Below are 17793 nucleotides of genomic sequence, written 5' to 3'. Positions count from 1 at the left end.
CGCCCAGACGTAAGCCCGCTCTCGGCGAGCGGCTATCCGCGATAATGTTGATGGCCTGTGAAGCAGAGCTTCACAGTTTTACGGGCTTCCAGGCGAGTGACCGCTGTGCCTTTTTCTCGAGATGCTCCGCTTGTGGCGGATGCAAGTGTCAGGTCGGGTCTTCGCGATGCAGGTCGTGGATGGCGACGCCCTCGACATTGGTGGGCAGCATCAGCCACTTCTTGTGGCGCAGCGTGCGCTCGGTGTCCTCCAGCCCCATCTCCCAGTGCTCGCGCATCGAGGTGCCCGAGAACTCGTAGTCCTTGGCGTGGCCTTCATAGCCTTTGTGCTGATAGATCAGGTGGACGATGTTGACCACGCCGGCATCGGAATAATCAGCGATCAGCTCCTTCTCGCCGTCCTTGAGCTGGTCCGGCGGCACGCGCTTCAGCGCATCGAGCAGCTTCATCTTCAGCGCATGGATGCGCTCGAAATTGTCAGTGTTCTGCCGCGTGCGGCTGGAATACATAATGTCCTTGTGGCGCGACAGCACGTCGGCCATGCCGCGCGGCAGCACGCCGCGGGCGCTGAACAGGTCGACTTGGAACACCAGCGAGGAGCGGTCCTCTTCCTGGTCGAGCAGATATTGCAGCGGCGTGTTTGAAACGATGCCGCCATCCCAATAGTACTCGCCCTCGATGCGGATCGAGGGGAAGGCCGGCGGCAGCGCGCCGCTCGCCATGATGTGCTCCGGCCCGATGCGCACCTTGTCTGTGTCGAAATAGACGAAGTTGCCGGTTCGGACGTTGACCGCGCCGACGCTCAGCCGCTTCTTGCCGTCGTTCAGCACATCGAAGTCGATCAGGCTTTCCAGCGTGTCCTTGAGTTCGGCGGTATCGTAGAAGCTGGTGGCGCCTTCCGCGCCCGACAACTGGACCCAGGGGTTGGGACTGCGCGGTTTGAAGAAGCCGGGCTGGCCCATCGTCATCGTCATGAATGACGATGTCTGGTTGCGGATGTCGCGATAGATGTCGCCTTCGGGCGTATAGGCCCAGATCTTGCGGCCCGAGATCGTCTGCCAGAACTGCTCGAGGCGCTGCAGGCGGCGGCTCGGCTCGTTGCCGGCGATGATCGAGGCATTGATGGCGCCGATCGAGACGCCGGAGAGCCAGGTCGGCTCGCAGCCGGCATCGGCAAGCGCCTGATAGACCCCGGCCTGGTAGGCGCCCAGCGCGCCGCCACCCTGGAACACCAGGGCGATACGGTCATATTGCGCCGTGATTTCCTGGATGGTGGCGGCAGCTGCCTTGTTGCGGGTGCGCTCAAGCACTGGCTTTCTCCAACTGGCTCGCGCCGGCAACGGATTGGCTGTGGCCGGCGAGGTAATCATGCACGACTTCGCCGAGACCGAGCGTTAGATCGGCGGTGAAGTGAACGGCCGAGACGATGTCGAGCACAGGCAGCTTCGCGACGTCGGCCATGACATGCGGCCGCAGGTCGAGCGCGGCGGGCGCCGTCCAGGCTTCCTTCAGCGTGATGTCGGTGAGGTAGTAGCGGACCAGTTCGCAGATGCGCGGCGAGCCGTCAACATGCGGGATGATCTTGATCAGGAAATTGGGCGCGGCGAGCGAGGCGAGCACCTGGTCGTGGTCGGCCTCGCGGTGCTTGTAGCCCATGGTGCCGGTGGCGCACAGAACGCTGCCATAGTGCAGCGTGCCGACCACCACTTCGCCTTCATGCACGATCTTGGGGCTGGCGAGCTTCTTGGGGAAACCCCAGAGTTCGCGGCCGCCGGCGATCGGCGCGTCGTCGTCGAGATACATCGAGTGCACGAAGCCGCCATGCTGGCCCTTGTATCGCACCGGGATGACCTGGCCGGTCTCGGTGTAATCGCCGAAGCCGGTCGAGTCCGGCATGCGGATGAACTCATACTTGACCAGCGGCTCGTCGATCTCGAGCGGCGCCGGGACGACCGCTTCCAGCGCTTCGCGCGTCGTGCGGTAGGTGATGATGACGTATTCGCGGTCGAAGAAACGATACGGGCCGGGCGGGAAGGACGGGTTGGTGAGCGGCATCGCATAGGCGCGCTTCACGACATCGGCGATTTCCATAGCTGGTGCCCCGACAGGTTTGAAATGACCCGCGCGAATGCGCTGGCAAATATGTTGCACGGCAGCATGACAATGCCGTGTCAGCGCGAAGACGGGATCTGGCGAAAGCCGGCAAAGCCTCTGCGGGGCTGTAATCGAGCCGACACATGGCCGTGGCATTGTCGTGTTGCGCCGCACAAACTATCTGCACCAACAGTCCCTCCCACTTCTTGCGAGATATCCCATGGGTTCCCTGTCTTCGAAGAATGCGCTCGTCACCGGCTCGACCAGCGGCATCGGCCTGGCAATCGCCCGAGCTTTTGCCGCCAAGGGCGCCAACGTCACCATCAACGGTCTGGGCGACGCCGCGGCGATCGAGCAGGAGCGGGCCGGCATCGAGAAGGATTTCGGCGTCAAGTGCCGTTACTCGGACGCCAACATGATGGACGGCGCCGCGGTCACCGCCATGATCCACGAGGCCGAGGAGGCGTTCGGCAGCCTCGACATCCTGGTCAACAATGCCGGCATCCAGCACGTCGCGCCGATCGAGGAGTTTCCCGACGATAAATGGGAAGCCATCATCCGCATCAACCTGCTCGCCGCCTTCTATGCCATCAAGGCGGTGGTGCCCGGCATGAAGAGCCGCAAATGGGGTCGCATCATCAACACGGCCTCGGCGCATGCGCTGGTCGCCTCGCCGTTCAAGTCGGCCTATGTCTCGGCCAAGCATGGCATTGCCGGGCTGACCAAGACGGTGGCGCTGGAAGTGGCGCAGAACGGCATCACCGTGAACGCGATCGCGCCCGGCTATGTCTGGACGCCGCTGGTCGAGAAGCAGATCCCCGACACGATGAAGGCACGCGGCATGACCGAGGAGCAGGTCAAGCACGACGTGCTGCTGGCAGCGCAGCCGACCAAGGAATTCGTCACCGTCGAGGAACTGGCGGCACTTGCGCTGTTCCTGTGCACCGACGCGGCCAAGCAGATCACCGGCACGACCCTGCCGATGGACGGCGGCTGGACGGCTCAGTAAGGCGTAAAGCTGTTTTTCAAAGGAAGGCGTGGCAGAGGCCGTCTGCCGTCTTCCTTGACAATCGGCTGACGCCGCTCCAGCATCCTGGCAAGGGGTTCCCCGCGACGACCCCGTGAGGCGTCAGCCCAACGATCGCGTCCAGACTCTCTTTGTTCAGGAGGTGGACGCCATGCCGTCAACAACCGCAATTACCGTTCCGCAGCTTTCCCGTCTCGTCGGTCTGCCCGACGCGCCTTGCCTGGTCGATGTGCGCACCGACGAGGATTATGAAGCCGATCCGCGCCTGTTGCCGGCGTCATGCCGGCGCGATTTCAGGACTGTCTCGACCTGGGCGGCGGAATTTTCCGGACGCAAAGTCGTCGTGATCTGCCAGAGAGGGCAGAAGCTCTCGCAAGGCGTTGCCGCGTGGCTGCGCCACGAAGGCATTCCAGCGGAGTCGCTGGAAGGCGGCTTCGAGGCCTGGGCCGCCGCCAAGGCGCCGTTGGTCGCGGCCAGCGCGATCCCGCCTCGCGACGAGAACGGCCGCACCGTATGGGTCACGCGGTCCCGGCCAAAAGTCGACCGCATTGCCTGCCCCTGGCTGATCCGCCGCTTCGTCGATCCCGATGCGGTGTTCCTGTTCGTCGATCCGGCCGAGGTGACTCTGGTGGCCGATCGCTTCGCCGCTGTTCCCTTCGACATCGAAGGCGTGTTCTGGAGCCATCGTGGCGATCGCTGCAGCTTCGACACGATGATCGAGGAATTCGGACTGCGCGTCGATGCGCTCGATCGCCTGGCGCTGATCGTGCGCGCGGCCGACACGGCGCGCCTCGACCTTATCCCGCAGGCGGCCGGGTTCCTCGCCGCCTCGCTCGGCCTGTCGCGCATGTTCCGCGACGATCTCGAGCAGCTCGAAGCCGGCATGCTGCTCTACGACGCCTTCTTCCGCTGGTGCCGCGACGCAGCGGAAGAGACCCACAACTGGCCTGTCGGAGGCAAGGCGCAATGACAGCGCTCGCTAAGGACAGCGCCGCGCGGCCGGCCGCGATCCCGGCCGTGCCGAGCTTCCGCGAAGCGACGCGATTGTGGGCAAAGATCGGGCTGCTGTCCTTCGGGGGGCCGGCCGGACAGATCGCGCTGATGCACAAGGAACTGGTCGAGGAACGCCGCTGGATCGGCGAGGAGCGCTTCCTGCATGCACTCAACTACTGCATGCTGCTGCCTGGGCCCGAGGCGCAGCAGCTCGCCATCTATGTCGGCTGGCTGCTGCACCGGACGGCAGGTGGTCTCGTCGCCGGCATCCTGTTCGTGCTGCCCGGCGCGTTGGTCATGCTGGGCCTGAGCAGCTTCTACATGCTCTACAACGACGCGCCGGTGGTCGAGGCGCTGTTTTTCGGCGTCAAGGCCGCGGTGCTGGCCGTTGTCGTCGAAGCCGTGATCCGTATCGGCAGGCGGGCGCTGAAGAACCGTGCCATGGTGGCAATCGCGGTGGCGGCGTTCCTCGCCATCTATGTCGCTAGGCTGCCGTTCCCGCTGATCGTGCTCGCAGCGGGACTTATCGGCTGGGCCGGCAATCGCTTCGCGCCCAGACTGTTTTCCGCTTCGGCGCACGGCAAGGGCACCGCCGGTGCCGAGGGAAAGGGCGCGGTGGACCTGATGTTCGAGCGCGGCGAACTCGGCCACACCATACCGAAGCGGTGGCATGCCATCCGCATCATCGCCATCTGGCTGCCGGTCTGGCTCGGGCCGGTGGCGTTGATCGCGGTTCTGACAAGTCCGGGCAGCGTGTGGGCGCAGATCGGCGGCTTCTTCAGCCTGATGGCCGTCGTCACCTTCGGCGGTGCCTATGCGGTTCTGGCCTATGTCGCGCAGGCGGCGGTCACCTCGTTCGGCTGGCTGTCGCCCGGAGAAATGGTCGACGGGCTCGGGCTAGCGGAGACGACGCCCGGGCCGCTGATCCTGGTGCTGCAATTCGTCGGTTTCGCCGCCGCCTACCGCCACGCTGGTCCGATCAGCCCGCTGCTGGCGGGATCAATGGGGGCGGGGCTGACATTGTGGGCCACCTTCGCGCCGTGCTTTTTGTGGATATTCCTCGGCGCGCCCTACATCGAGCAGTTGCGCCAGAACAAGGCGCTGTCGGCGGCGCTCGGCGCGATCACGGCGGCGGTGGTCGGCGTGATCATGAACCTGGCGCTGTGGTTTGCGCTGCACGTCGTCTTCGGCAAGGTCGAGAGCGTCGGCTGGGGCGTGGAGGTTCCGGTCTTGTCCTCGCTCGACTGGCGCGCCGCGCTGCTGTCGGCGGCGGCGATGGTCGCCATGTTCAGGCTGAAACTCGGCATGCTGCCGACGCTGGCAGGATCGGCGCTGGCGGGGCTTGCGCTGCTGGCGCTGTGAGGCCGGCCCAGCAAACGATCACATCAGCGTGAACGAAAAAAGCCGACCGCCGGGAATAAACGGCGAAGTCCGCTGGTCTCCAGGGCATGCGCCATTTGTGCGCAACGGCAGGAGAGGATCATGAAGCGGCATGAAGATAAAAGCGCGAAGACTGAAGAGGGCGAAGGCATCAGTTGCCGGCGTCCTCTGGAGCGGATGAGCTGGGCGCATCTGTTCTGGGCGATACTGCCCCGCCGCCGGTCCTGATCCGTGCCGATCGCAACCATCGAGATCCACGACCATGACGGCGAGCATCTCATTGCAGCCAACGATGCGCCATCCCCTTCCGAGGCGCCCCCTGCTTCCGAGACACTTGACTCCGGTGACACCAATGCCTTCTCCTCCCTCGAAGCAGGCGCCATCGCCTGCGGTCGCGATCTTCGCCCGCACGAGCGGGGACAGATCGCTGCCTCCCGCTGAGGGCGGCGGCAGGCCCATGGCGGGAGCGCCCGACGGCGGAACGGTGTTGAGCGAAAAGATGCTGGCCGCGCGTTTCGCCGAAGTGGTGCTGCCGCATCTCGGCGACGCGCTGTCGCTCGCCCGCTGGCTGACCGGCAATCAAGCCGATGCCGAGGACGTGGTGCAGGAGGCCTGCCTCAAGGCGCATGCGGGCATTGCCGGCTTTGCCGGCGGCAATGCGCGCGCCTGGCTGCTCACCATCGTGCGCAACGCCTCCTACACGTGGATGGCGCGCAATCGCTCGCGCAGCGTGGTGGCCGTCGGCGACCTCGCCGATCTCGACGACGTCTCGCCGCCACCGGACAATGATGCCGACAGCCCAGAGGCGGCGCTGATCGCCAAGGCGAATTCGGCGGCGGTGGAAGCAGCGATCGCAAGGCTACCGCAAGCGTTTCGCGAAACACTGGTGCTGCGCGACATAAACGGTCTCAGCTACCGCGAGATCGCCGCCATGCTTGGCGTGCCGCAAGGCACGGTGATGTCTCGGCTGGCACGGGCCCGCGGCCTCTTGATGACGGAACTTGGAGGGCGCCATGAGCCCGCATGAAAATCGCCCGCGTGAGGATGGATTGCCGGAAGACCCGCAGGATATGAAACTGATGATCCACGCCCTTGTCGATGGCGAGCTCGATGCCGCGGCCGCCCTGGCGGTCGAGCGCCGGATGGCTGCCGATCCTGAGCTTGCCGCCGAACATGCGCGCCTGGTGGCGCTGAGCGGCGCTGTCGCCAATGTGCCGCGCCCGACCGTCAGCGACGATTTCCTGGCGCGCATCGCGGCGATCGCCACGGTAAAAGATCCCGAGGAGGCAGAGGTCGCACAGGCTGAATCCGTGAAGGCGGAAGCGTCCGTGCAGCGACAGCAGCAAGGCAAAGTCATCGAAATGCGACCGCGCGCGTCACGCTGGTTCAACTCCTTCGACTGGCGCCAGATGGCGGCATCGATCGTGCTCACGGCATTTCTCGCCAGTGGCGTGACACAATGGCTGACGACGGCGGACAATGGCTCCGACAGCTTTGCCGTGGCCGTCGCCAACGGCCATCGCCGCAGCCTGCTCGCGGCGACGCCGGTCGACATTTTCTCGTCCGACCGCCACACCGTGAAGCCATGGCTCGACGGCCGCATCGGCGTCTCGCCCGCTGCGCCCGACATGGCCAAGGACGGCTACGCGCTGCTTGGCGGGCGGGTCGAAGTGATCGGCGACAGGCCGATGCCGGCACTGGTCTATCGCCATCACGAGCATCTGATCACGCTGGTGGCCGCACCCCGGCAGAACGAGGCCAAATCGGTGCCGGTGGCGGACGACCTGTCGGCGGGCGGCTTCCTGCTCGTCCACTGGACCGACGACGCCTTCTCCTACTGGGCGATCTCGGATGCCGAACGCCCCGCGCTCGACGATTTCGTCGCCCGCTTCCGGGCTGCAATCATCGCCAATCCGGCGGCCGGTAGCCCGGGCTGAGCCGACTTCACCGGCAGGTGTAGCCGCGGTCGATGGGAAGGTGGATGCCGGTAGATGGTACACTTTCGGCCCTTTGCAAGGAAAGCAAGGTGCCTTGACTCGATCCCTATCCAAACAGATCGGGCCGTGTCGCGTTGAGGTGCTGCACGGTGCGCAGCACTTCGCGCAGATGCGCCGTCATGCGGGCGCCGGCCTGCTTGGCCTCGCCGGTCTCCACCGCCTCGAAGATCGCCAGATGCTGTGCCAGCAGCGTCTCAAGATGGCCGGGCTCAGGCAGGCTCAGATAGCGCACGCGATCCATCTGCAGCTTGACCACCTGTATGACCCGCCAAGTGCGGGGCAGGCCGGCCTCCTCGCACAGGCTGCGGTGGAACGCCTCGTCGAGCTCAAGGAACAGCTCGCGGTCGCCCTCGGCCACTGGCCTGCTGGGCAAGGTTTACCCTGCCTGCCGCGATGAAGGCGCTCGAGCCTTGGCCGGCCGCCTTCTGAACGACGGAGACTTCGAGCGCCTCGCGAATGAACTGCGCTTCCTCCACGTCACTCAGGCGGATCGGCGCGACGAAGCTGCCACGCTGCGGCAGAATGTCGATCAGCCCTTCATCGGCAAGCCGGATCAGCGCCCCGCGCACCGGTGTACGGCTGACACCGAGCTGCTGGGCCGACAGGCATCCGCTGACGGCGCAACTGCTGTTCTACCCGAACACCGATGCAGCACAGACCACGGACAGCTACCGCCGCTTCGGCGAAGGCTTTGGCCTCACCGCATGGCCTGGTTTCGCGATCATTATGTGCGTGAGGCCGCGGACATCGGCGATTGGCGAGTCTCGCCGCTCAACGCCGAGAGCCTGGCGGGAGCGGCACCGGCCTTCATCGCCATCGCCGGCCATGACATCCTCGCCGGCGAGAGCGAAGCCTTCGCGCAACGCCTGGAGGCGGACGGCGTGCCAACGCGGATCAAGCGCTGGCCGGGGCAGATCCACGGTTTCGTCTCGATGGGTCGCCATGGCCCAGCGTCGCGGCAGGCGGTCGAGGCGGCGGTGGCCGCGTGGCGAAAATTCGATTCCGCCTTTTCTTGAAATCTAGGCCGACTGGCGCATCACCAGCGTTGCGTCGAGATTGACCTTTGGCGCGACGGCCGTGCCGTCCTCGTCGAGCAGCGCGAGCAGCGTCTCGACGCTGCGTCCGGCCATCGCCGCGAAATCCTGCGCCATGGTGGTTAGCGCCGGGCAGGTGTAGCGGCTGAGTGGATGGTCGTCATGCGCGGCCACCCGCAGGTCGCAATCGGCCTTGCGGCCGACTTTCAGCCCTTTGGAGAAGGCGGCCGCCATCACGCCGAAGGCGAGGCGGTCGTTGCTGCACAGGATCGTCTTGCCCGGCAGGCCGCTCTGGTTCAGCATCTTCTCCGTCTGCTCGTAGCCGATCCGCTCGAAATCCCAGGTGTAAGCGTCGGTGTTACCGATGACGACCGGCTCTTGTCCAAGCCGCTTCATCGACGTGACATAGCTGTTCAATCGTTCTGGCGAGTTGTGGTTGATGTGCGGGATGTCGAAATAGATTGGGGGTTCGCCGGATCTGCAAAGGTAATCGACTATGGTCGACACGCTCTGACTGTTGTTGTTGCCGACGAACGGCGTGCTCCCTTCGAGATAAGTGTCGAAATAGACGATCGGAATGACCTGCGTCAGCTTCTCCAGCGCACGATGGTCCGAGCGCAGGCCGAGCGGCGCGATCAGCGCGCCAGACACTTTTAACGACAAGATGGTTCGCGTCGCATCAGCCTCGAGCTCGGTCGAGCCGTGCGAAGAGATGACGATCGGCCAATAGCCTTCGTCGCGCAGCCGAAGCTCGATCCGGCTGACCATCTCGGAATAGAAGGGATCGGCGACCGTCGGCACGACGATGCCGATGCTGCGAGTGCGCTTGCGGTTGAGATTGCGGGCGAAGAGATTGGGCTGGTAGTCGGACGAGCGCAGCGCATCCTCGATGCGCTTTCGCGTCGCCGGCTTGACGCTGGTTGGATCGTCGAAATATTTCGACAATGTCGGCCGGGAGACGCCACAGGAACGGGCGAAATCCTGCATCGTCTTGTGCGTCGTCGGCATTCAAACCCTCGCGATGGATTTCCGAACCGGAGTCCGTGCGCCGCCCAGTGATTCCATGCGATGCGCCGGCGCGCGACCTCAAGGTTTTACAACTCGCTTTGCAAGCTTTAACGCGTTGCGAGAAATTATTCCGTACGTAAATTTATAAATTGACATAAAAATTGCAATCTCAGCTTGGTGCAATTCGTCGTGCACCGTTACCCACCTTTCCCGATACTCATCGGACTGCCCTGCTGCTCTCGGCAGGCGGCGCGATTGAAGCGATCGATCCTGAAATCATCGAGCGGCGTTTCGCAACGGCCTGTCATCATGAGTTCGGCCATGGCGTCGCCAACACCCGGACCGAGCTGAAAGCCGTGACCGCTGAAGCCGAAGGCATGGAACAGGCCTGGCGTCGTCGCCGAGCGTCCCATGACCGGCAGCATGTCCCGCATATAGCCCTCGCAACCCGACCAGGTGCGGATGACCGCGACCCGCGCGATAGCCGGCAGCAGCCGCGCAACGGCGCGCAACTGCGTCGGCAGGCGCATTGGGTCGGCGGCCGCGTGGCCGGGATCGAGGTCAACTGCTACTCTCTCAGCCGCTCCGCCGAAGACGATGTTGCCTCGCTCGACCTGACGCAGATAGGCGCCATGGTCCTTGTCGCGCGTCCAAATGCCGACCACCGGCAGGATACGGTGCGGCAGCGGCTCGGTCACGCCCATCTGCGGGCCGCGGGCGTCGAGCGGAACCTCTTCGCCGAATTGCGCTGCGATGCGCGCGCCCCAGGCTCCGGCAGTGTTGAGCAGGCAATCAGCGGCGAACGCGTCCTTGGAAGTGGCGACAAGGAAACCGGAACCCGTGTGCCGGATCGTCTCGACTTGCGCTCCCTCGACGATTTCCGCGCCCAATCTGCGGGCAGCGTCGGCAAAGGCAGGCGCGATCAGCCGTGGATTGCCACTGCCGTCATGCGGCGAGAACGACGCCGCGATCGCATTGGGACCGAGGCCGGGAAAGCGGTCGCGAATCTCGTGCAGGCCAAGTTCCTCCAGCTCGAGTCCCCAGGGACGCGCCGCCTTGGCATAAGCCCGCATGTCGGCGAGACCGCCTTCATCGAAGATCAGCCGGATGTGGCCGGTGGCGCGGAATTCGACGTCGCGGCCAAGCATCTTTTCGGCCTCGCCCCACAGTGTGAGCGAGCGATGGGCCAGCGGAAGCTGGGACAAATGCCGCCCCGTGCGCCGGATGTTGCCGAAGGAGGCGACGGTCGCTCCGGTGCCGATCCGGTTGCGCTCGATCAGCGTCACGCGCGCGCCGCGCCGGGCGAGGAAATAGGCCGAAGCCGTCCCCATCAGGCCGCCGCCCAGCACGACTACATCCATAGCGCCCTCTAGCAATCAATCCGAGCCGATCTTGTCCGCGCTGCGCTATTAGGTCAAAGATGGGTTTGGACAGAAGCCATAAGCTTTACCTATGGAGTTGTAATGCGGGCCCGGCAGCTCGAAGTGTTCATCGCCGTGATGCGCGCGGGTACCGTGACCGCTGCGGCGCGGATGCTGAACATCTCCCAGCCTGCGCTCAGCCAGATACTGCTCCACGCCGAGGACGAACTCGGCTTCACCCTGTTCGAGCGGGTGAAGGGCCGGCTGCGACCAACCCCGGAAGCGTTAGAGATCTTCCCCGATGCCGAGAGGTTGTCGGCGGGACTTGAGGGCTTGCGCCGCAAGACCACCGACCTGCGCCTGGGTCGGGCAGGGTTGGTGCGGGTTGCGGCATCGCCGCCGCCAGCAATGGCGATATTGCCGCGTGCGTTCACCAAATTCCGGGCGCAGCATCCCAACATAATGCTGCGTGCCCATAGCGCCCCGATCGCCGCAATCGTTGACATGCTGCGCGCGGGTGACGCCAGCCTTGGCGTGGCCATGGACGACCGCCTGCCTCCAGACATCGAGGCGGAGGTGATCGGCAGCGTTGGGTTCGCCTGCCTGCTGCCCGCCGGGCATGCGTTGCAGAAAAAAGCCGAACTGACGCTCGCTGATCTCGTTGGCGAGGAGCTGATATCCTATCGCGGAAACACCCGTCCCGCCGACGAGCTGGCCCACGCAGCCCGCGCGCAAGGCGTGGCGCTTTCGCCATCGCTGGAGATCGATGTCTCCATTTCTGCGGTCGGTTTCGTCCAGGCCGGTCTGGGCATCGGTTTGGTCGATGCACTGTTGCCGTGGCCCCAGTTTGCCGGGCTTGCGGTCAGGCCGCTCACGGCAGGACCGGAATTTCCGATCGCGCTTCTCACCTCGCGGACGCGACCCCTTTCGCGGGCCGATGAGATGATGCGCGATGAAATCCGCTCGGCCTGTTCCATCGTCCTGGATGAACATCGCGCCAAAGCATAAGCAGGACTTATATCCTTGCCCGTCATCCATCTTGGACCCGCACCACCCGGTCGTGCCAGCTTTGGTTGGCAGACAGGAAGGGACGCATCATGGATAGTGCCATCGCGGCGGATGAGGCGCGAAACAGAGCCGACTGGAAGGTCGGTGTTGATATCGGCGGGACATTCATCGATTTCTGCGCGCTCGAAGCAAACTCGGGACGCCTCGCCTCGCTGAAGGTGCTGACGACACCGGAAGATCCGGGTGCCGAGCTGATGACCGGCCTCACCCTTCTAGCCGAGCGCGAAGGCCTCGATCCTACGCACATGACGCGCTTCGTGCACGGCACGACGGTCGGCATCAACACGATCATCCAGCGCAAGGGTGCGCCGCTCGCGCTGTTCACCAATGCCGGCTTCGAGGACGTGATCGAGCTCGCTCGGCTTCGAATGCCGGACATGTATTCGCTGTTCTGCTCGCGGCCGGACCCGCTGATCTCGCGCGACATGGTGTTCGGCATTCCGGCCCGCATGCGTGCCGATGGCAGCGAGACCAAGGCAGCTGATATGGCGGCCGTTGAAAGGGCGGTCGCGGCGGCGAAGGCGAACGGGGCGCAAGGTATCATCGTGGCCTTCCTTCATTCCTGGCGCAACGCCGCGCAGGAGGCCTCGGTGAAGTGTGCTATTGCACGTCTTGCACCCGACCTCTTCGTCTTCGCCTCGGCCGAGGTGTGGCCGGTCATTCGCGAATATGAGCGCAGCTCGACCGCCATTCTGAACGGCTATGTCCATCCGCGTGTCTCGGGCTATCTGACGGCGCTGGAGGAGCGGCTGAAGAGCCGCGGCGTGCCGGCTCGTCCGATGCTGACGAAGTCGAACGGCGGGCTGATGAACGCTGCCGAAGGCAAGCACGCCTGCGTCAACATGCTGTTGTCTGGGACCGCCTCCGGCGTCATCGGCGCCGCGTGGCTGTCGCGTCAGGCCGGCGAGGACAGGATCCTTACCCTCGACATCGGCGGGACCTCGGCCGACTTCGCGCTCATCATCGACGGCGAGGCGCAGTTCGGGACGGGCGAGCTGATCGGCGAATTCCCGCTGCATATCCCTTCCGTGTCGGTGAGTTCGATCGGTGTCGGCGGCGGCTCGATCGCCAGCGTCGATGCGCAAGGGGTGCTGCGCGTCGGGCCGGAATCGGCAGGTTCGACGCCGGGACCGGCATGCTACGGCCGTGGCGGTGAGCGCGCGACCGTGACGGACGCCATGGTGGTGTGCGGATGGCTTGGTCACAGCGAGATGGCCTATGGCCAGCTTAGGATCGATAACGGGCTGGCGCAGCGCGCGGTCGGCGAACTTGCGATGCGACTCGGCCGCCCGGTCGAGCAGACCGCTCAGGCGATCCTCGATATCGCGGTGTCGGAGATGTTCGTCGAGGTCGAAAAACTCGCCTCTCGCGCCGGAGTGGATCTTCGCGAGTTCACGCTGATGCCGTTCGGCGGCGGCGGCCCCATGCTCGGCGCTTTCCTTGCCCGTGAGCTCGGCATGAAGCGCGTTATGGCGCCACGACGCCCCGGCGTGGTGTCGGCACTGGGCGGACTGGTGGCGGATCTGCGCGGAGATTTCATTCGCACCGTCTTCAGCCCGCTGTCGGGCACGTCGCTTCCCGCAATCCGCGAGGCCTTCGAGGCCTTGGCGCAAGAGGGCCGCGACTGGCTCGCGGCGCAGGGGCATGACGCGGCCGCGCAACTCAATCTCTCCTGCGACATGCGCTATATCGGGCAGAGCTATGAGATCGAGGTCGTCCTTTCGCCGGAATGGCTGGCGCGCGGCGACGCGGCCGCAATCGAGCAAGCCTTCCACCGAACTCATGAGCAGCTCTACGACTTCCACGACCCGGACGGCGAGATCGAGCTTGTGAACGTCAGGCTGTCCGCCGTAGGGGCGGGTCCGGCGCTCTCCTTTCCGGAGACCGCGGAGATCGGCGTCCCCGCCAGTCCGGCGCGCCGGCTGCTTGTCTATACGGGCCTGGGCGTCGAGACCGTCGACCTCCACGACAGGCAGGCTCTTGTGCCTGGCAGTACCTTCCAAGGGCCTGCCGTGGTCGTTCAGGAAGACACCACCTTTGCCATCCCCGCGGGAGTGCAGGCACGGGTTGATCGCCACCTCAACCTTCTTCTGACTTTCGTGGAGTGACACCTTGTTTGACCGGACAAACCTTCAGGTTCTGGCGAACCATGCCCGCGCAGCCGCCGAGAACATGGCCCACACGCTGCACCGCACCGCGCATTCCGCCTTCGTCAAGGAGACGCAGGATTTCACGGTGATGCTGATGGACCGTTCGGGCGCAACCTTCGCCGTCCCAATGGAACTCGGCGCCACCTGGTATCCCGGGCTTTCGTATCGCCGCGCGATTGCGATGGTCGAGGACTACCGGCCGGGGGACGTTGCCTTCACCAACGATCCCTATTCAGGCTATGTCGCCACGCATGCACCGGACACGCACCTGTGGAAGCCGGTCTTCGTCGATGGCGAGATCGTCGCCTGGACCGGAGGGCACATCCACAACACCGACATGGGCGGGGCGGTGCCGGCCTCGCTCAGCCGAGCGCTGACTGAAATCCATCAGGAAGGCATCCGCTTTCCTCCCATGAAGCTCGTGAACGAGGGCGTCTTCGACGAGATGATCCTGCGGATCATGAGCACCAATGTGCGCAAGCCGGATCTCAACATCGGCGACATCAAGGCGCTGGTCGGCGCGCTTAACACCGGCGAGCGAAAGATCCAGGCGATGGTGCGGAAGTTTGGTAAGGCCGGCTTCGTCGAGGGCGTTGCCGCTCTTCTCGATCATGCGGAGGCGCAGGCGCGCGACGTGCTGCGCTCCATGCCTGACGGCACGTGGGAATTCGCCGATTATGCCGACGAGGATTCGGTCGAGGCGAATCCCTGCCGGCTGAAGCTGAGGCTGACCATCAAGGGCGACGAGGCGGTGCTCGACTTCACCGGCTCCGATCCGCAGCTCGGCTCCTCGCTCAACGTGCCCTCGGGCGGCGACCCGCGCCACACCATGCTTTTGGTCGGCGTCTACTACATGCTCTACACGCTCAACCCGAAGATCCTGCTCAACACGGGCCTCACCCGGCCGTTCACCTGCATCACGCCTCAGGGCTCGGTGCTGAATCCGGTCCATCCCGCTGCCGTCGGCATGCGTTCGCTCACCTGCGCCCGGCTGCGCTCGGTCATCTTCGGCGCTTTCTCGCAAGCGGTGCCTGAGCGCCTGCCTGCGGCTCCGGCCGGCAACAACTGCATCGTCAACGTCATGACCACGGACGAACGCACCAGCCGGAGCGTGATTGCGGCGGTGAACCCCGTGGTGGGCGGCGGCGGCGCGATGCCGCATCGCGATGGCACGAATGGATCGGGCGCGGATGCCGCCTATCTCAAGAACACGCCGATCGAGATCACCGAGACCGAGACGCCGGTCGAATTCGTGAGATACGGGCTCGCCAAGGATAGTGGCGGCGCGGGCCGTTGGCGCGGCGGGCTGGCGACCGAGATGGCTTTCCGTGTCTTCGCCCCGGACTCAAGGATCACCGCGCGCAACCGCGACCGCAGCTTCTTCCGTCCTTGGGGCGTGCTGGGCGGCAAGGCGGCCGGCCTGTCGGACATGGTCGTCAATCCGGGGACAGAGCACGAGCGGCGGCTGGGCAACATCGACACGGCGGTGCTGCAGCCCGGCGACATGCTCGAGATCCGCTCCGCCGGAGGCGGCGGGCGCGGGGACCCGCATCAGCGTGAGCCCTGGCGGGTCGCGCAGGATGTGCGGCGCGGTTATGTCTCGGCGGCAGCGGCCGAGCGCGACTATGGCGTCGTCCTCCGCGGTGGCGAAGTCGACGAGCAGGCAACGGAGCGGCTGCGCGCGCGGTATCAGCCATCCGCCACCCATTTCCATTTCGGTCCGGAGCGCGACGGCTACGAAGCGCAGTGGACACCGGCGGCCTATGACCAGCTTCATGTGGTGCTGGATGCCTTGCCGATCCATTGGCGCTTCTTCGCCAAGACCGAGATCTTCCGCCGCATGAAAGGGCGCTCCGGGCCGGAAGGCGTACAGGCAGCCTTCGATGCTGTCTGCGAACGCTTCCCCGAACTGCCTCGTCCCCGCCCGATACAAACGGCAGCGGAATGAGCACGGCCGGCCGTATCATCCGGCTGGCCGAGCGTGACCGGGCACATGTGCGGTTCTTTCTCGACGGCGAGATGCGTCACGCGCTGGCGGGCGACACCGTATTGACCGCCATGCTGGCTTCGGGACATGCCTTGCGAACATCCGAGTTCGGACCCGAGCCGCGCGCGGGCTTCTGTTTGATGGGAGCCTGCCAGGATTGCTGGATATGGCAGGAGGAAGGACCGTGTCTGCGCGCGTGCACAACCCTTATCGTTGAGGGTATGCAACTGCGCACGACGCCATCGGAGAGCTGGCCGTGACCGAGACCTTACCGCCGCGCGTCGTGATCGTGGGTACCGGTCCCGCCGGCATAAGGGCGGCGGCGATGCTGGTCGAGGCCGGGCTGCACCCGGTGGTGATCGACGAAGGGCATCGCGCGGGCGGACAGATCTATCGCCGCCCGCCTGACGGGTTCGTCCGCACCCCGCAGCAGCTCTACGGATCGGAGGCGGGGAAGGCGCGCGCGCTGCATGTGCTCTTCGACCGGCTGGCCGCAGATGGGCGGCTCGCCCATTGCGCGGGCAGATCGGTCATTGCCGTGCATGAGGGGCGGCTGCACGTGCTGGGAGAGAGCGGCGTGGAGGTGATCGGCTATGACCGCCTGATCCTTGCCGCCGGCGCATCCGATCGCGTCGCTCCGGTCCCTGGCTGGCAGAACGCCGGCGTCTACAGCCTTGGCGCGGCGCAGATAGCGCTCAAGGCGCAAGGTGTGGCCCTTGGGCGGCGGATCGTGCTCATCGGATCGGGGCCTTTGCTGACGCTGGTCGGCGCGCAGCTTCTCAAGGCTGGTGCGGATGTGGCGGCCGTGTTGGATACCTCCTCCTGGCGCCAGCAATTGCGGGAGTTCTCGGGACTTGCCGCCCGACCGGTGGTCGCACTGCGCGGCCTGGCCCTGCGGGCAAGACTCGGCCGTCGCTATCATGCGGGCGTGACGCCGGAGCGAATCGAGGCCGATGGGCAGGGCGTCGCGGCCTTGCGCTGGCGCGATGCCGGCGGCCGGCAGCGCCACACCGCATGCGACATGATCGGCATGGGCTGGCACCTGCGGGCCGAGACGCATCTCGCCGACCTGGCAGGATGCGCCTTCATTTATGACGAGCAGTGGCGGCAATGGCTGCCAATGACCGACGAGATGGGTCGCGCCGGCAACGGAGTGTATCTTGCGGGCGATGGAGTTCGCCTTCTGGGAGCAGACGGCGCCGAGATCGCGGGACGCCTTGCAGCGGCGGCGTGCCTTGCCGATATCGGATGTCAGGCGCCCTCGGTCTTTGCCGATCTGCGTAAGCTAGCGCGGCTCGAGCGCTTTGCCCGCGGTCTGGCTCGCGCCTTTCCCTGGCCGGCGGCTATGGTGCGGGCGCTGCCCGATGAGGCGGTCGTCTGCCGCTGCGAGAACGTCACTGCCGCAGCCGTGCGCGAGGGCGCGGATTTCGGCGGCGGCGAGGCCAACAGGGTGAAGTCGCTTTCACGCGCCGGGATGGGGCGCTGCCAGGGGCGTTATTGCCAGTTGGCTGCCGTCGAACTCGTCGCAGCGCAAGCCGGCTGCGGGCCCGAGGCCGTCGGCAGGTTTCGCGCGCAAGCCCCTGTGCGGCCAGCACCCATCGGCGCCTTTCTCCGGGAAGACTGATGCGGCTTCGCCGGCTCTGGAGCAATACCAGGAAAACTGCATGGCGACTTTCCGTCCGGAATTGCGTGAAA

General features: G+C 65.4%; 18 protein-coding genes and 1 pseudogene. 13 read left to right on the top strand and 6 right to left on the bottom strand.

Going from position 1 to position 17793, the window contains the following annotated elements; translation table 11 throughout:
• Nucleotides 1–148: 148 nt before the first annotated feature.
• Nucleotides 149–1309, bottom strand: coding sequence for a patatin-like phospholipase family protein (locus tag RFM68_RS01650; protein ID WP_320230906.1), 1161 nt, complete (start codon nt 1307–1309; stop codon nt 149–151).
• Nucleotides 1302–2090 carry an acetoacetate decarboxylase gene (locus tag RFM68_RS01645; RefSeq protein ID WP_320230905.1) on the bottom strand — a complete coding sequence of 263 codons (789 nt, stop codon included), beginning with the start codon at nt 2088–2090 and terminating at the stop codon, nt 1302–1304. The genes RFM68_RS01650 and RFM68_RS01645 overlap by 8 nt, the downstream gene beginning before the upstream one ends.
• Nucleotides 2091–2313: 223 nt before the next feature.
• On the opposite strand from RFM68_RS01645, the gene RFM68_RS01640 reads away from it, so the two are divergent.
• From RFM68_RS01640 to RFM68_RS01610, 7 genes are all read left to right on the top strand, one after another.
• Nucleotides 2314–3102, top strand: a complete 789-nt coding sequence (locus RFM68_RS01640; RefSeq protein ID WP_320230904.1) for a 3-hydroxybutyrate dehydrogenase — start codon at nt 2314–2316, stop codon at nt 3100–3102.
• Nucleotides 3103–3271: 169 nt separating this feature from the next.
• Entirely contained in the window at nt 3272–4090 is an 819-nt protein-coding gene (locus RFM68_RS01635) for a chromate resistance protein ChrB domain-containing protein (protein WP_320230903.1), read from the top strand.
• A complete protein-coding gene (gene chrA, locus RFM68_RS01630; RefSeq protein ID WP_320230902.1) occupies nt 4087–5475 on the top strand; it encodes a chromate efflux transporter in 1389 nt (462 codons plus the stop codon). Before RFM68_RS01635 ends, chrA begins: the two co-directional genes overlap by 4 nt.
• A gap of 120 nt (nt 5476–5595) precedes the next feature.
• On the top strand, nt 5596–5721 hold the full coding sequence (locus RFM68_RS01625; RefSeq protein WP_320230901.1) for a hypothetical protein: 126 nt from the start codon (nt 5596–5598) through the stop codon (nt 5719–5721).
• Nucleotides 5722–5724: 3 nt separating this feature from the next.
• Nucleotides 5725–5934: a hypothetical protein gene (locus RFM68_RS01620; protein ID WP_320230900.1), complete on the top strand. Its 210-nt coding sequence runs from the start codon at nt 5725–5727 to the stop codon at nt 5932–5934.
• 16 nt (nt 5935–5950) lie between these two features.
• Complete coding sequence (locus RFM68_RS01615; protein ID WP_320230899.1) at nt 5951–6520, top strand: sigma-70 family RNA polymerase sigma factor; 570 nt, start codon at nt 5951–5953, stop codon at nt 6518–6520.
• Nucleotides 6507–7430, top strand: a complete 924-nt coding sequence (locus RFM68_RS01610) for an anti-sigma factor (protein WP_320230898.1) — start codon at nt 6507–6509, stop codon at nt 7428–7430. Before RFM68_RS01615 ends, RFM68_RS01610 begins: the two co-directional genes overlap by 14 nt.
• Before the next feature lie 106 nt (nt 7431–7536).
• On the opposite strand, the gene RFM68_RS01605 is transcribed toward RFM68_RS01610, so the two are convergent.
• Together RFM68_RS01605 and RFM68_RS33590 are read right to left on the bottom strand one after the other, a co-directional pair.
• Nucleotides 7537–7863, bottom strand: coding sequence for a GntR family transcriptional regulator (locus tag RFM68_RS01605; protein ID WP_320230897.1), 327 nt, complete (start codon nt 7861–7863; stop codon nt 7537–7539).
• Nucleotides 7817–8059: a GntR family transcriptional regulator gene (locus tag RFM68_RS33590; protein WP_430694802.1), complete on the bottom strand. Its 243-nt coding sequence runs from the start codon at nt 8057–8059 to the stop codon at nt 7817–7819. The genes RFM68_RS01605 and RFM68_RS33590 overlap by 47 nt, the downstream gene beginning before the upstream one ends.
• 40 nt (nt 8060–8099) lie before the next feature.
• Here RFM68_RS33590 and RFM68_RS01600 point away from each other — a divergent pair.
• A pseudogene (locus RFM68_RS01600) lies at nt 8100–8506 on the top strand (alpha/beta hydrolase fold domain-containing protein); the annotation flags it as partial.
• A gap of 3 nt (nt 8507–8509) precedes the next feature.
• Here RFM68_RS01600 and RFM68_RS01595 read toward each other — a convergent pair.
• Nucleotides 8510–9532 carry a LacI family DNA-binding transcriptional regulator gene (locus RFM68_RS01595; RefSeq protein WP_320230896.1) on the bottom strand — a complete coding sequence of 341 codons (1023 nt, stop codon included), beginning with the start codon at nt 9530–9532 and terminating at the stop codon, nt 8510–8512.
• A 197-nt stretch (nt 9533–9729) separates the two neighbouring features.
• Nucleotides 9730–10893 (bottom strand): NAD(P)/FAD-dependent oxidoreductase, encoded by a 1164-nt coding sequence (locus RFM68_RS01590; protein ID WP_320230895.1) that lies wholly within the window; start codon nt 10891–10893, stop codon nt 9730–9732.
• Nucleotides 10894–10995: 102 nt separating this feature from the next.
• On the opposite strand from RFM68_RS01590, the gene RFM68_RS01585 reads away from it, so the two are divergent.
• From RFM68_RS01585 to RFM68_RS01565, 5 genes are all read left to right on the top strand, one after another.
• The gene (locus RFM68_RS01585) at nt 10996–11901 is read left to right on the top strand and encodes a LysR family transcriptional regulator (protein WP_320230894.1); all 906 of its coding nucleotides are present in this window, start codon (nt 10996–10998) and stop codon (nt 11899–11901) included.
• Nucleotides 11902–11990: 89 nt separating this feature from the next.
• Complete coding sequence (locus RFM68_RS01580; protein ID WP_320230893.1) at nt 11991–14069, top strand: hydantoinase/oxoprolinase family protein; 2079 nt, start codon at nt 11991–11993, stop codon at nt 14067–14069.
• Nucleotides 14070–14073: 4 nt separating this feature from the next.
• The gene (locus RFM68_RS01575) at nt 14074–16059 is read left to right on the top strand and encodes a hydantoinase B/oxoprolinase family protein (RefSeq protein WP_320230892.1); all 1986 of its coding nucleotides are present in this window, start codon (nt 14074–14076) and stop codon (nt 16057–16059) included.
• Complete coding sequence (locus RFM68_RS01570; RefSeq protein WP_320230891.1) at nt 16056–16358, top strand: (2Fe-2S)-binding protein; 303 nt, start codon at nt 16056–16058, stop codon at nt 16356–16358. Before RFM68_RS01575 ends, RFM68_RS01570 begins: the two co-directional genes overlap by 4 nt.
• Entirely contained in the window at nt 16355–17722 is a 1368-nt protein-coding gene (locus RFM68_RS01565; protein WP_320230890.1) for an FAD/NAD(P)-dependent oxidoreductase, read from the top strand. The genes RFM68_RS01570 and RFM68_RS01565 overlap by 4 nt, the downstream gene beginning before the upstream one ends.
• Nucleotides 17723–17793: the final 71 nt, after the last annotated feature.

It is taken from the genome of Mesorhizobium montanum (assembly GCF_033977145.1).
In the GTDB taxonomy this organism is placed as follows: Bacteria; Pseudomonadota; Alphaproteobacteria; order Rhizobiales; family Rhizobiaceae; genus Mesorhizobium; species Mesorhizobium montanum.
Note: the sequence above shows the minus strand (reverse complement) of the source record. Positions and strands in the feature narration are given on the sequence as shown.

What these genes read in the sequence shown, in the direction of transcription:
- RFM68_RS01635 (WP_320230903.1), top strand. Translation starts at nt 3,272, where the DNA reads ATGCCGTCAACAACCGCAATTACCGTTCCGCAGCTTTCCCGTCTCGTC.
- RFM68_RS01615 (WP_320230899.1), top strand. Translation starts at nt 5,951, where the DNA reads ATGGCGGGAGCGCCCGACGGCGGAACGGTGTTGAGCGAAAAGATGCTG.
- RFM68_RS01610 (WP_320230898.1), top strand. Translation starts at nt 6,507, where the DNA reads ATGAGCCCGCATGAAAATCGCCCGCGTGAGGATGGATTGCCGGAAGAC.
- RFM68_RS01640 (WP_320230904.1), top strand. Translation starts at nt 2,314, where the DNA reads ATGGGTTCCCTGTCTTCGAAGAATGCGCTCGTCACCGGCTCGACCAGC.
- RFM68_RS01585 (WP_320230894.1), top strand. Translation starts at nt 10,996, where the DNA reads ATGCGGGCCCGGCAGCTCGAAGTGTTCATCGCCGTGATGCGCGCGGGT.
- RFM68_RS01645 (WP_320230905.1), bottom strand. Translation starts at nt 2,090, where the DNA reads ATGGAAATCGCCGATGTCGTGAAGCGCGCCTATGCGATGCCGCTCACC.
- RFM68_RS01580 (WP_320230893.1), top strand. Translation starts at nt 11,991, where the DNA reads ATGGATAGTGCCATCGCGGCGGATGAGGCGCGAAACAGAGCCGACTGG.
- RFM68_RS01590 (WP_320230895.1), bottom strand. Translation starts at nt 10,893, where the DNA reads ATGGATGTAGTCGTGCTGGGCGGCGGCCTGATGGGGACGGCTTCGGCC.
- RFM68_RS01595 (WP_320230896.1), bottom strand. Translation starts at nt 9,532, where the DNA reads ATGCCGACGACGCACAAGACGATGCAGGATTTCGCCCGTTCCTGTGGC.
- RFM68_RS01625 (WP_320230901.1), top strand. Translation starts at nt 5,596, where the DNA reads ATGAAGCGGCATGAAGATAAAAGCGCGAAGACTGAAGAGGGCGAAGGC.
- RFM68_RS01570 (WP_320230891.1), top strand. Translation starts at nt 16,056, where the DNA reads ATGAGCACGGCCGGCCGTATCATCCGGCTGGCCGAGCGTGACCGGGCA.
- chrA (WP_320230902.1), top strand. Translation starts at nt 4,087, where the DNA reads ATGACAGCGCTCGCTAAGGACAGCGCCGCGCGGCCGGCCGCGATCCCG.